Annotated in this window: 11 protein-coding genes; 7 read left to right on the top strand and 4 right to left on the bottom strand. The window is 70.1% G+C overall.

Translation table 11 applies throughout. From position 1 onward, the window contains the following. Positions 1-27: 27 nt before the first annotated feature. The 3 genes from ACZZZF_RS12795 to ACZZZF_RS12785 are packed head-to-tail and all read right to left on the bottom strand — an operon-like array spanning position 28 to position 1,950. Complete coding sequence (locus ACZZZF_RS12795) at positions 28-339, bottom strand: winged helix-turn-helix transcriptional regulator (RefSeq protein ID WP_053098027.1); 312 nt, start codon at positions 337-339, stop codon at positions 28-30. After that, the gene (locus tag ACZZZF_RS12790; protein ID WP_053098028.1) at positions 336-740 is read right to left on the bottom strand and encodes a VOC family protein; all 405 of its coding nucleotides are present in this window, start codon (positions 738-740) and stop codon (positions 336-338) included. Before ACZZZF_RS12790 ends, ACZZZF_RS12795 begins: the two co-directional genes overlap by 4 nt. A 31-nt stretch (positions 741-771) precedes the next feature. Next, complete coding sequence (locus tag ACZZZF_RS12785; protein WP_230101036.1) at positions 772-1,950, bottom strand: MFS transporter; 1,179 nt, start codon at positions 1,948-1,950, stop codon at positions 772-774. A 103-nt stretch (positions 1,951-2,053) separates the two neighbouring features. Between ACZZZF_RS12785 and ACZZZF_RS12780 the strand changes: the two genes are divergently transcribed. From ACZZZF_RS12780 to ACZZZF_RS12755, 6 genes are all read left to right on the top strand, one after another. Continuing rightward, the gene (locus ACZZZF_RS12780) at positions 2,054-3,343 is read left to right on the top strand and encodes a sensor histidine kinase (RefSeq protein ID WP_187250614.1); all 1,290 of its coding nucleotides are present in this window, start codon (positions 2,054-2,056) and stop codon (positions 3,341-3,343) included. After that, positions 3,340-4,038, top strand: coding sequence for a response regulator (locus tag ACZZZF_RS12775; protein WP_463498643.1), 699 nt, complete (start codon positions 3,340-3,342; stop codon positions 4,036-4,038). The genes ACZZZF_RS12780 and ACZZZF_RS12775 overlap by 4 nt, the downstream gene beginning before the upstream one ends. A gap of 26 nt (positions 4,039-4,064) precedes the next feature. Then, complete coding sequence (locus ACZZZF_RS12770; protein ID WP_463498641.1) at positions 4,065-5,237, top strand: benzoate/H(+) symporter BenE family transporter; 1,173 nt, start codon at positions 4,065-4,067, stop codon at positions 5,235-5,237. Between the two features lie 34 nt (positions 5,238-5,271). Beyond that, positions 5,272-6,489, top strand: a complete 1,218-nt coding sequence (locus tag ACZZZF_RS12765) for a hypothetical protein (RefSeq protein ID WP_463498638.1) — start codon at positions 5,272-5,274, stop codon at positions 6,487-6,489. Positions 6,490-6,604: 115 nt separating this feature from the next. After that, positions 6,605-7,501 carry an ABC transporter ATP-binding protein gene (locus ACZZZF_RS12760; protein WP_053098032.1) on the top strand — a complete coding sequence of 299 codons (897 nt, stop codon included), beginning with the start codon at positions 6,605-6,607 and terminating at the stop codon, positions 7,499-7,501. A 47-nt stretch (positions 7,502-7,548) separates the two neighbouring features. Beyond that, positions 7,549-8,604, top strand: a complete 1,056-nt coding sequence (locus ACZZZF_RS12755; protein WP_372984141.1) for an ABC transporter permease — start codon at positions 7,549-7,551, stop codon at positions 8,602-8,604. Between the two features lie 90 nt (positions 8,605-8,694). Here ACZZZF_RS12755 and ACZZZF_RS12750 read toward each other — a convergent pair whose 3' ends face one another. Then, positions 8,695-12,177 carry a bifunctional proline dehydrogenase/L-glutamate gamma-semialdehyde dehydrogenase gene (locus tag ACZZZF_RS12750; protein ID WP_463498635.1) on the bottom strand — a complete coding sequence of 1,161 codons (3,483 nt, stop codon included), beginning with the start codon at positions 12,175-12,177 and terminating at the stop codon, positions 8,695-8,697. A 149-nt stretch (positions 12,178-12,326) separates the two neighbouring features. Between ACZZZF_RS12750 and ACZZZF_RS12745 the strand changes: the two genes are divergently transcribed. Continuing rightward, positions 12,327-13,235, top strand: coding sequence for a LysR substrate-binding domain-containing protein (locus tag ACZZZF_RS12745; protein WP_053098034.1), 909 nt, complete (start codon positions 12,327-12,329; stop codon positions 13,233-13,235). Positions 13,236-13,339: the final 104 nt, after the last annotated feature.

Below are 13,339 nucleotides of genomic sequence, written 5' to 3'. Positions count from 1 at the left end.
CTCCTTCGCACGAGAGGGCGGCGATGTTCACAGTATGCGCTCGTTCTGCTCGGCGGGTGCCGGCACCTCCGCGCCCCAGCGGCCGAGAGCCTCGATCGCCTCCCGCAATGCGACGCCTCGCTCGGTGAGGGCATAGGCGCGCGTGTTGTGCCGCAGGGGCAGTCGCCGCAGCACTCCGGCCGCTTCGAGCTCGCGCAGACGTGTCGCGAGGATGTTCGTCGGAGCTCCGAGCTCACGCTGCAGATCGCCGTATCTCTGCGGCCCGTCGAGCAGCTTCTCGATGATGAGCAGGGCCCAGCGGGCACCGACGACGTCGAGGGCTGCGGCGAGGTCGCTCACGCGCCCGGATCGGCGTCCGGCTTCATCCAGAACGGCGAGTAGTGATAGCCGTCCGGATCGTCGAACTGGCGCTGATACATGAAGGGGTAGTCGTCGGTGTCGCCGATCCGACCGCCGGCGGCAGCCGCGCGGTCGACGAGCTCGTCGACCGCCTCACGACTGTCGAGGTCGAACGAGACAGTGACCTTCGAGGGGGTGTCAGGGCCGCCGATCACGTCTTCCGTGCCGCCGACGCTCGCATACATCTCGCGGCTGCCGAGCATCACGTACTGCTCGGGCGCGATCATGAAGCACGACACATTGTGATCGGACATCTCGGCGTTGAGGGTCCAGCCGAGAGCGGTGTAGAACGCGGTGGCCCGGTCGACGCTCTCGACGGGGCAGGTGATGAAGAGGCTCATGCGCCAACACTTGCAAAATACAAGTGACGCGTCAAGAGCTTCTGCGGTCCCGCCGCAATCCCACCAGTGCGAGCACTCCGGCTCCGGCCGTGAGCGCGGCCACCGCCGCGAGACCGACGCCGGGGACGGATGCCGTCGCCACGGCGCCCGCCACGAGAGGACCACCCGCATCTCCCAGCTCGCGTCCGAGTTCGGCGCTGCCCATCGTGCGGCCCATCCGCTCCGGCGGGGTCGATGCGGCCAGGTGCGAGAACGCGATCGGCGTCGCGACCCCGACGCCGATGCCGACCAGCAGCGCGGTGACGACGAGCGCGGCCGGAGTCTGCGTGACCGCGGCGAGCGCGATGCCGGCCGCGATCAGCGCCAGGCCGCCGACGGCGCCTGTGCGCACCGAGATGCGCCCGCGGTCATGCGCGGCGCCCACGAACGGCTGAGCCACGCTCGACGCGATCGCGAGCACGGTCACGATGGCCATGCTCCAGACGGTGTCGAGCCCGGCCTGCCGCCCGAGCAGCGGGAGGAATCCGACGGCGACCGCCAGGGCGCCGGTCGTCGCCGCCAGCACCAGGGTCGGGACGAGGAATCCGGGCGCGATCAGCTCTCGACCGAGATCGACGAGCGTGACTCGCTTGCGGGGCAGCACGGCGACCCGTGGCACCGCTGCAGCGACCCACAGTGCAGCGCCGAGACCGAGCACGGCGAGTGCCCAGAACAGCGCGGGCAGGCCGCCCCAGACCACGAGCACGGCGCCGATCAGCGGACCGAGCGCGTAGCCGAGACTCTTCCACGAGCCGTAGCGACCGAAGTACTTCCCGCGGGTGGCATCGTCGGTGAGCCGGGCGACGGCAGCCGACGACGACGGCGAGAAGGCTGATGCCGCCGCACCCTGCCCGAATCGACCGATGACGAGTCCGAGCATGCCGGGAACCACGGCGCCGACGACCGAGAACGCCGAGAACGCGAGGAGGCCGCCGATGATGACAGGGCGCACGCCCACCCGGTCGCTCAGCGCGCCGAACAGCGGCTTGAGCAGCACCTCGGCGAGGTCGTAGAGCGCGAGGGTGAGCCCGAACGCGAGCAGCGTCCACCCGATGTCCTCGGTCTCCGCGCCCAGCGCCGCCGCGATGCCGTGGGCCCCGAAAGCGGTGGTGAATCCGGCGAGGTAGAGCGGGGCGAGGCGGGGCTTCGCGGTGTGCGGAGTCGAGGTCACGCTCGATTCTCGCAGGATCGCGTGTCTGCACGTCACCACGGCCCCGCCACGATCCCCCGTGCGGGGGATGCCGCCGCATCCGCCCCGGCTCTACGGTAAGAGGATGTCTGCAGCGCCGTTCACCCGCATCCCCAGCGTCCGCGAGCAGCGCAGCGACCTCGTGCTCGCGGCGGTCATGTTCGTGGGCGCCGTCCTCAGCGCCGCTCTCTCGACCGTGGCCGACATCTACGGCGACACCCGGGCAGAACCGTGGACGGCTCTCGTCTACGCGGTCGCGGTCACCGCACCGCTGGCGGTGCGTCGGCGCTGGCCGGCCCCGGTCGCGATCGCCGTGTCGCTGGCATACTTCCTCGCCATCTCGTTCCAGGTGCCCGAGATCTATGTCGGCAACATCGCCATGTTCGTGTCGCTCTATACGGTCGGCGCCTGGATGAACAACCGCCGGGCCGCGATGATCGTGCGCGTCGGCATCATCCTCGGCATGTTCGTCTGGCTGATCATCACGATGTACCGCGAAGCCATCGAAGAGGCGGCGAAGGCCGAGGTCGCGGCGGGACTCCTGTCTCCGTACCTCGCGTTCATGCTCATCCAGCTGCTGCTGAACGTGCTGTACTTCGGCGGCGCCTACTACTTCGGCGAGCGCTCCTGGCACGCCGCACGCGAACGCGCGGTGCTCGAGCAGCGCACGGCCGAACTCGAGCAGGAGCGCGAGGTGACCGCGGCGCAGGCCGTCGCCCTCGACCGCGTGCGCATCGCCCGAGAGCTGCATGACGTGGTCGCCCATCACGTGTCGGTCATGGGCGTGCAGGCGGGCGCCGCTCGTCTCGTGATCGATCAGGACCCTGCGAAGACCACGAGCATCCTCAGCGGCATCGAGGACTCCGCGCGCGATGCGATCCACGAGCTGCGGCAGTTGCTCGAGACGCTTCGCACACCCGGCGGCGAGACGGCGGATGCCGCGTCGACCGTGACGCTCGACGACATCCGCTCGTTGGTCGACGCGTCGTCGGAGGCGGGACTGCCCACCGACTATGCGGTGATCGGCACCCCGAGGCCCGTGCCCTCGGTCGTGTCCGTGAACCTGTATCGCATCACCCAGGAGTCGCTCACGAATGCTCGGCGTCATGCCGGCGTCGGCGCGACCGCCGATGTGCGCGTGCGCTACGACGATGACGGGGTCGAGGTCGAGATCGTCAACACCGGTCGCGCCGTGGCCGTGCTCCGCCCCGGACTCGGTCAGCTGGGCATGCGCGAGCGCGCCGCGGCATCCGGTGGCACGCTCGACGTCGCTCCTCGCGCGGCGGGAGGTCTGCGGGTGCGGGCTCGAGTTCCGCTGACCGGCGCCGGCGGCGCGCAGGCCGCGTCGCCGATCGAGACGGGTGTCTCCTCATGAGCGGGTCCGACGCACCCATCCGCGTCCTGCTCGTCGACGATCACGCGATGCTGCGAGCCGGATTCCGGACGATCCTCGACACGCAACCCGACATCACGGTGGTCGGCGAGGCGGCGACCGGCGCCGACGCCGTGGCGCAGGCATCCGCTCTGCGCCCCGACGTCATCACGATGGACGTGCAGATGCCCGACATGGACGGCATCGAGGCCACTCGGCGGATCGTCGCCGACCCGGCGGTCGGAGCGGCCATCGCGATCGTCACGACGTTCGATCGCGACGACTACCTCTACCAGGCGCTGGACGCGGGTGCGAGTGGCTTCCTGCTCAAGAACGCCGGCGCCGAGGATCTCATCGCCGCGGTGCGGGCCCTCGCCGCGGGCGACGGGATGCTGGCGCCCGAGGTCACACGACGCGTACTGGCTCGGTTCACGACGGCATCCGCACCGGCATCCGCCTCGGCATCCCCCTCCGCGCCGTCGCAGGTCGCAGCGACCGTGCTCGCCGACCCGCTCACCGACCGTGAGGCGGAGGTGCTCGTGCTGCTGGCCGATGCGCGCAGCAACGCCGAGATCGCGAGCGCCCTGTTCATCGGAGAGGCGACGGTGAAGACGCACGTGTCGCGCATCCTGCAGAAGCTCGGCGCGCGCGACCGCGTGCAGGCCGTCGTCCTCGCGCACCGGATGGGATTGGCGTGACCTCGACACGCGATAGCCTCTGACGCATGCCGACCGCCGCGCCCCTCTCCCGACCGATCCTGGCCGGGGTGGTCACCGCGCTGGTCGGGTTCACGAGCTCGTTCGCCGTGGTGCTCACGGGCCTCAGCGCCGTCGGAGCGACCCCCGAGCAGGCCGCCAGCGGGCTGCTCGCGGTCAGCCTCACGATGGGGCTCGCCTGCGTCGTCCTCGCCTGGCGATATCGGATGCCGATCACCGTCGCCTGGTCGACTCCCGGCGCCGCCCTCCTCGCCGCCACCGGAGCAGTCGACGGCGGATGGTCGGCAGCGGTCGGCGCGTTCCTCGTCACGGCCGCGCTCATCCTGCTCACGGCGCTGTGGCCCGCTCTCGGCACCCTGATCGCCCGCATCCCTCCGTCCATCGCGCAGGCCATGCTCGCCGGAGTGCTCCTGCCCCTCTGCCTCGCACCGATCACCGGACTCGTGGCGAATCCGTGGGGCGTGGTTCCCGTGGTGATCACGTGGTTGGTCTTCGCGCGTCTCGCGCCGCGGTGGGCCGTGCCGCTCGCCTTCGTCGCGGCAGCAGTCGTGGTGGCCGTCTCGTTGGTGCAGGAGAGCACGGCAGTGGATGCCGGACTCCTCGTCCCCCGGATCGAGCTGACCGCCCCCACGTTCACGGTCGGCGCTCTGGTCGGGGTGGCGCTGCCGCTGTTCATCGTGACGATGGCCTCGCAGAACGTGCCGGGCATCGCCATCATGCGCAGCTTCGGCTACGAGGTCCCCTGGCGTCCGGCGATGCTCGTCACGGGTGTCGGCACCGCGATCGGCGCGACGGCAGGCGGCCATGCGATCAACCTCGCGGCGATCAGCGCGGCCCTCGCCGCTTCACCCGACGCCGATCCCGACCCACGGCGCCGGTGGGTCGCCGGTGTCTCGACCGGCGTCTCGTACCTCGTGCTCGGCGGCTTCTCGGCAGCGTTCGCCGCACTGGTGCTGCTCGCTCCCGACGCAGTCATCCCGGCTGTCGCGGGGCTCGCGCTGTTCGCCGCCTTCGGGTCGTCGGTGCAGCAGGCGATGGACGACCCCGGCGAGCGCATCCCCGCCGTGGTGACCTTCCTGGTGGCGGCATCCGGCATCGCGGTGCTGGGCGTCAGCGCCGCATTCTGGGCTCTCGTGGCCGGACTCCTCGTGCGCACCGCTCTGCACGCCGGCCGTCGCTGACGCTGCGGAGAAGGCGCTCGGCTACCGTGGACGCGTGACAGTTCCCACGCCTGCTCCTGTGCCGTCGGCCGGTGCTCCCGCCGGGTCCTTCGACGCCCGCGCCCTGCTCGATCCGGTGAATTCCGCCGAGGTCGACGCGTTCGCACGCGCCCAGCGCACCGCTCACCCCACGTCGGCCGCACGGATCATCGCCTGGGTCGGCGTCGGATTCGCGCTGCTCTGCGTCGTTCCCATCTTCGGGATCATGATCCTCGGCCTCGGCTATGCGGTCGGTCAGGAGGCGGGGGTCGCCGTCGCCGCGCTCATCGGGCTCATGCTTCTCGCCGGCATCGTCGTCGGCGTCGTGATGCTCGTGCGCCGCAGCATCCGCCTGCGCAACATCACTCGCTTCCGCCTCGCGCGATTCGCCCGGGCCAACGCCATGAGCTATCTCGACCGCATCGACGAGCCGCCCCTGCCCGGCATGATCTTCTCGTCGGGCTCGAGTCGGATGTCGACCGACGTGCTGCGCGGCGTGGAGCCGCGTTTCGTCGAGTTCGGCAACTACCAGTACACGACCAGCAACGGCAAGCAGTCGACGACGCATCGCTGGGGATACGTCGCGGTCAAACTCGACGTGCCCCTGCCGAACATCGTGCTCGACGCGCTCGGCAACAACACGCTCGGCAGCACGCTCGCTGGCGCCTTCAGAAGCGACCAGCGCCTCTCGCTCGAGGGCGACTTCGACCGCTACTTCTCGCTCTACTGCCCGACGGGCTATGAGGTCGATGCGCTGTACCTGTTCACCCCCGATGTGATGGCGCGCTTCATCGACCACGCCGCGCAGCTCGACGTCGAGATCGTCGACGACTGGCTGTTCCTCTATGCACGACGCGATGTCTCGACCCTCGACCCGGCCACCTGGGCGTGGCTGTTCGGAGCCGTCGGGGCGCTTCTCACGAAGCTCGACCAGTGGGCGCGCTGGCGCGATGACCGGCTGCGGCTCACGCAGCATCCGGGATCCCCGGCAGCACTGCAGGGTCCAGGGCAGATTCCAGGGCAGCATCCTGGCCCTTATCCGGGAGCTCCCGCCCTGCCGTTCGCTGCGCCCGCAGGGCTGCTCACTCCCCCGCCGCCGGGCGTCGCCCTGCCCGGCCAGCGCCTCCGGCGACGCAGCCCCTGGCTGATCGTCGGGATCATCGTCGGCGTCATGTTCGTCGTGACCATGGCCCCGTTCGCGCTCCGGATCCTCTCGGTGCTCTTCCTGCGTTGACGCGGGCTCTCCCCCGCGCGGCGGACCACCGTCGCCTCCCGCGCTGCGCAACTCCACCCGCAGATCCGCCACGTGGGGGATGCCGCGGTCCCGCACCGCGCCATAGCGTGAAGGCATGACCACAGGAAAGCTCGTACTCACCGGCATCACCAAGAGCTACGGCTCTCGGCGCGTGCTCGACGACGTCTCATTCGAGGTGGCGCCGGGGCGCCTCACCGGGTTCGTCGGCGGCAACGGCGCCGGCAAGACCACGACCATGCGCATCGTCCTCGGGCTGCTCGGCTCCGACGGGGGCACCGTCGCACTCGACGGTCGGCCGCTGTCGAGCACCGACCGGCGCCACTTCGGCTACATGCCCGAAGAGCGCGGCCTCTACCCGAAGATGAAGGTGCTCGAGCAGATCGTCTACCTCGCCCGTCTGCACGGCTTCAGCAAGGCGGATGCCGAGTCGCGCGCGACCGCGCTGCTCACCGAGCTGGGACTCGGCGAGCGCCTGGGAGACACGATCGAGTCGCTGTCGCTCGGCAACCAGCAGCGCGCGCAGATCGCCGCCGCCCTCGTGCACGACCCCGAGGTGCTCATCCTCGACGAGCCGTTCTCGGGCCTCGACCCGCTCGCGGTCGACGTCGTCGCGTCGGTGCTCCAGGCGAGCGCCGCCAAGGGCGCGTCGATCCTGTTCTCCTCGCACCAGCTCGATGTGGTCGAGCGGCTCTGCGACGACCTGGTGATCCTCGCCGGCGGCACGATCCGCGCGGCCGGCTCGCGCGACGGGCTGCGCGCTCAGCACGCGGGCGACCGCTACGAGCTGGTCTCCGCCGGGGATGCCGGCTGGCTGCGCGCCGAGCCCGGCGTGACCGTGATCGATTTCGAGGGCGGCTACGCCCTGTTCGACGCCGAAGACGCCGACACCGCGCAGCGCGTGCTGCGCACCGCCGTCGAACGCGGAGACGTCGCGAGCTTCGCCCCCAAGCATCCGTCCCTCGCCCAGATCTTCAAGGAGGTCATCCAGTGAGCACCTCGAACACCACCGGGTCTGCAGGCTCGCCCTCGCAGGCATCGATGATCTGGCTCGTCGCCGAGCGGGAGATCGGGTCGAAGCTGCGCAGCAAGGCGTTCCTGATCTCCACCGGAATCCTGCTGCTGCTCGCCCTCGCCGGCATCGTGATCGGGGGCTTCGCGAGCAAGAACACCGATGCGATGCCCGTCGCAGTGACCTCCGAGACGGCATCCGAGGTGTCGGCTCTCCCCGCGGTCGAGATCACCGAGGTCGCCGACCAGGCCGCGGCCGAAGAGCTCGTGCGATCGGAGGAGGTCGACGCCGCGGTGCTCCCCGGCGACGGACCGACCGGGGTGACGATCATCGCTCTCAAGGACGCACCGACCAGCCTCGTGTCGGCGCTGTCGCAGGCACCCGACATCGAGATCCTCGAACCGGCGACGACGAACCCGCTGCTGCGGTACTTCATCGCGATCGCGTTCGGAGTCGTCTTCATGGGTGCGGCGGCGACCTTCGGCGGCACCATCGCGCAGAGCGTCGTGGAGGAGAAGCAGACCCGCGTGGTCGAGATCCTGCTGTCGACCATCTCGGCCCGCACGCTGCTGGCGGGCAAGGTGATCGGCAACACGATCCTCGCGATGGGTCAGATCCTCGCCCTCGCCGCGGTCGCCACCATCGGTCTCATAGCGACGGGTCAACGCGAGGTGCTGTCGACCCTCGGCGCCCCGATCATCTGGTTCGCCGTGTTCTTCCTCTTCGGCTTCATCCTGCTGGCGGCTCTGTTCGCCGCTGCCGCATCGATGGTCTCGCGTCAGGAGGACATCGGCTCGACCACCACCCCGATCACGATGCTGATCATGGCGCCGTACATCCTGGTCATCTTCTTCAACGACAACCCGCTGGTGCTGACGATCATGTCGTACGTGCCGTTCTCGGCTCCGGTCGGGATGCCGATGCGGCTGTTCGTCGGCGAGGCGCAGTGGTGGGAGCCGCTGCTCAGCCTCGTGATCCTGCTCGCCAGCTGCGTCGCGGCGATCATGATCGGCGCGAAGATCTACGAGAACTCGCTGCTGCGCATGGGGTCGCGGGTCAAGCTCGGCGAGGCGCTGCGCGGCTGAGGTCGCTCGGACATCCCTCCATCGACGAGGCCCCACCCCGCAGACGTCTGCAGGGTGGGGCCTCGTCGTTCAGACGGTCACAGTCCGGGATCAGATCAGGCCCTCTGACAGGGTCGTCGGGTTGCCGAACCGGTGGTTCGTGATCGAGACGGCCTGCTCGTGCAGGAACGGCAGCATCTCGACGCGACCCGCACCCGTCACGGCGTGCGACCAGACGGCGACATCAGGCGTGCCGCCGAGGGCCTCGAACAGGGCCGACGCATCGCCGCCCACCAGGCGCACGCGCTGCCAGGTGTGCTCGGCCTTCGCCGCGGCCTTCGCGTAGCGCTTGACCCAGGCGGCGTCGTTCTCGATCTTCGGAGTCACGCCCTGCGCGCGCAGCGCCTTCTCGACGCGAGACGGCAGAGCGGATGCCGACACCGTGAACGGGCTGCCGCTGCGCAGCGCAGCGGCGATCACGCGGATGCCGTCGGCGAGCGACGCCGCCTCGGCGATGCGCACGTCGACGGCGACCGGGCGGTACCGGAACACGTTGCGCTCGACACCGAGACCGGACTTGTCGCTCACGGCGCCGAACTCGTCGACCCAGGCACGCTCGTCGGACGCGGCGGCGCGATGCAGCCACTCGATCTCGACGGCGCCGAGGTCTGCACCCGCAGCGGCGAGCACGGCCTCGACGGCCGAGTTCACGGCGGCGCCGGGCGCTGCGGCGGGAAGTTCGGCCGGGGCCCACTCTCCGAGGCCGAACAGGTAGTTCGGGCCACCGGCCTTCGCGCCGGCACCGACCGCGGAGCGCTTCCAGCCGCCGAACGGCTGACGCTGCACGATCGCGCCGGTGATGCCGCGGTTGACGTAGAGGTTGCCGGCCTCGACCCGGTCGAGCCAGGTGGCGACCTCATCGGAGTCGAGCGAGTGGATGCCGGCGGTGAGGCCGTAGTCGACGGCGTTCTGCAGACGGATCGCCTCGTCGAGGTCCTTCGCGCGCATGATGCCGAGCACGGGTCCGAAGAACTCCGTCAGGTGCGTGGTCGAGCCCGGAGCGACGCCGATCTTGACGCCGGGAGTCCACTGACGCCCCTCGTCGTCGAGCTTCTTCGGCTCGACGAGCCAGCGCTCGCCCTTTTCGAGAGTCGTCAGCGCGGTGAGCAGCTTGCCGTTCGCCGGCTCGATGATCGGTCCCATCTGGGTCGCCGGGTCGTCGGGCAGGCCGACGCGCATCGAGGTGACGGCGTCGACCAGCTGACGCTCGAAGCGCTGCGAGTCGGCGACCGAGCCCACGAGGATCGCGAGCGATGCCGCCGAGCACTTCTGCCCCGCGTGGCCGAACGCGCTGCGGGCGACGTCGGCGGCCGCGAGGTCGAGGTCGGCCGACGGCGTCACGATGATCGCGTTCTTGCCGCTGGTCTCGGCGAGCAGCGGCAGGTCGGAGCGGAACGAGCGGAACAGCTGCGCCGTCTCGTAGGCACCGGTGAGGATGACCCGGTCGACCTCGGGGCTGGCGACGAGGCGCGTGCCGAGATCGCGGTTCGCGAGATCGACGAGGGCGAGCAGGTCACGCGGCACACCGGCCGCCCACAGCGCCTCGACCATGACCGCGCCGCAGCGCTGCGTGAGCTTGGCGGGCTTGATGATCACACCGGAGCCCGAGGCGAGGCCGGCGAGCACTCCACCGGCGGGGATCGCGACCGGGAAGTTCCACGGCGGCGTCACGACGGTGACCTTCGACGGGACGAACTCCGCACCCGAGACGTTCTCGAGGTCGAGGGCACGCTCGGCGTAGTAGTGCGCGAAGTCGATCGCCTCCGAGACCTCCGGGTCGGCCTCGGCGATGGTCTTGCCCGCCTCGTGGGCCATGATCTCGATGAGCTGACCGCGACGGGCGGTGAGCTCGTCGCCCGCGCGGTGCAGCACGGCCGCACGCTCGGCGGCCGGCAGTGCGGCCCACCGCACGGCGGCGGCGGATGCGGCGGCGAAGACGCCGTCGAGCTCGTCGGTCGTCTCGACCTTGGCGAGAGCGATCGAGTCGAGACCCAGTGTCGACTCCACCGACCGCGCCAGGATCTCGCGACCCCAGGTGCGGTTCGCGGCGATCGCCGGGTCGCTGTCGGACTGGTTCTCGAAACCGGTGGTCACCTCACCGCCGGCACCCGCGGCGGCCTCGGCCGCACGGTCCTGCACGCGGTTCGACGAGGGCACGGAGCGGTCGGCCTCGAGACCGGCCAGGGAGCGCTCGAAGCGCTCACGCTCGCGAGTGAGCAGTGCGGGGTCGGATGCCAGCTCGAACACGGCCGACATGAAGTTCTCCGGGCTCGCGTTCTCCTCGAGGCGGCGCACGAGGTACGCGATGGCCACGTCGAACTCGGCCGGGTTCACCACGGGCGTGTAGAGCAGCAGCTGACCGACGTCCTTGCGGACGGCCTCGGCCTGACCCGTCGCCATGCCGAGGAGCATCTCGTACTCGACGGCATCCGTCACCCCGCGGGCCTGCGCCAGCAGCCAGGTGTAGGCGATGTCGAAGAGGTTGTGTCCCGCGACACCGATGCGCACGGCATCCAGTCGATCGGGCGTCATCGACCAGTCGAGCACCCGCTTGTAGTTCGTGTCGGAATCCTGCTTGGTGCCGTAGGTGGCGAGCGGCCAGCCGTGCACCGCCGAGTCGACGTGCTCCATGGCGAGGTTCGCGCCCTTGACGACGCGCACCTTGATCGGCGCACCGCCCTTCGCGCGGCGAGCCGAGGCCCACTCCTGGAGATGCTGCATCGCGCCGAGCGCATCGGGCAGGTAGGCCTGCAGCACGATCCCGGCCTCGAGCTTCTCGAGCCCGGGCTGGTCGAGGATGCTGGTGAACGCCGCGATCGTCAGGTCGAGGTCGCGGAACTCCTCCATGTCGAGATTGATGAACTTGGTCTTGCCGGCGGCCTCCGAGGTCGCGGCGAGCTCGTACAGGGGGGTGAGCTTCTCGACGACGTCGGCCACAGCCTCGTCGAACGACCACATCGACAGCTGGCTGACGACGCTCGACACCTTGATCGACACGTAGTCCACGTCCTTGCGGGCGAGGAAGTCGTAGGTGCCCTGCAGGCGGCGGCCGGCCTCACGCTCGCCGAGCACCGCCTCGCCGAGGAGGTTGAGATTCAGGCGGTTGCCGCTCTTGCGCAGCTTCGCGATCGCCGGGCCGAGCTTCGACGGCGTCGCATCGAGCACGAGGTGCCCGACCATCGCGCGCAGCACGCGGCGCGAGATCGGCACGACGACGCCCGGCAGCTTCGGCGCCCAGAAGCCGCCGGTCTTGATCGCGGCGCGGAGGTAGCCGGGCAGCAGCGAGGGCGTGATGTCCGAGAGGTCGGCGAGAGCGCGGCCGGCGACACTGAGGTCTTCCGGGCGCATCACGCCGTCGACGAAGCCGACCGTGAAGGCGAGTCCGTTCGGGTCCTTGAGAACCTCGGAGAGACGCTGCGCTGCGGGTTCGACGGGGTGCGTCTCGCTCTCGGTGAGCCAACGCTGCACGAGGGCGGCGACCTCGTCGGTGCTCGGCGTGGTGTCGGGGGTGGTGGTGTCGGCGACGACAGTCATCGGGGTGAGCCTTCCAGGGGGATCGCACACCCGGGGACGTGTGCGGCTCGATCATTGTCAGCCTCGCCGGTAGGCTACGTCTATCAACCGATTCGGGACCATTCTGTTCAGCCGGAGTGAACGATGGGGACGACTCCGAAAGGCTCAGGATGCTCGACGTCAACCGACTGCGGATGCTGGTCGAACTGTCTCGTCGCGGCACGCTCTCGGCCGTCGCCGATGCGCTCTCGTACAGCAAGGCTTCAGTGTCGCAGCAGCTCAGCGCCCTCGAACGAGACGTCGGCGTCCCGCTGCTCCGCCGGGTGGGGCGCGGCGTGCAGTTCACCCCGCAGGGCACCGTGCTCGTGGCCGAGGCGATCGGCATCCTCGATCAGCTCGAACACGCCGAGGTGGCGGTCGCCGAGTCGCTCACCGAGGTGACCGGCACCGTGCACATCGCGGTCTTCCAATCGACGGCGCACTCCCTGCTCCCCGGGGCGCTCAACGCGCTGCGCGAGCAGCATCCGGCCCTGCGCGTGGAGGTCACCGAGAGCGATCCCGAGACCGGGCTCGTCGGCGTCTCGAGCCGCGACTTCGACCTGATCCTCGCCGAGCAGTACCCCGGTCGCACCCGCCCGATCCACGCCGATCTCGATCGCGTGGTGCTCGTGCACGACTCCATCACGCTGGCCAGGAAGCCGGGGACCCGGGATGCCGAGGACGCCGTCGCCGCGCTCTGGTCGACCAGGGATGCGCCGTGGGTGCTCGAACCCGCAGGCACGGCGTCGCGAGCCTGGGCCGAGCAGCTGTGCCGCACCGCCGGCTTCGAGCCCGACGTGCGCTTCGAGGTCGCCGATCTCACGGCGCACGTGCGTCTGATCCGCGCCGGTCTCGCCGTCGGACTCCTTCCCGAGCTCGTGTGGGCCGGCGAGGCACCGACCGTCGCGCTCACGCCGCTGCCCGATGAGCCACGTCGGGAGATCTTCTCCTCCGCTCGTCGGGTATCGGCCGCAGCGCCGTCGATCCGTGCGGTGCGGCGAGCTCTCGCCTCCGCCGCATCCCGCAACCTGCTGGACTGAGCGCGGATCGTCCCCCGACGTCATCTCGCGTCATCGGGAATATGCGTTCACATACATCTGTTGAGACCCTCGTACCCGGACGAAGGAGTCCGATCGACTCCTTT

It is taken from the genome of Microbacterium sp. AC215 (assembly GCF_979258645.1).
Note: the sequence above shows the minus strand (reverse complement) of the source record. Positions and strands in the feature narration are given on the sequence as shown.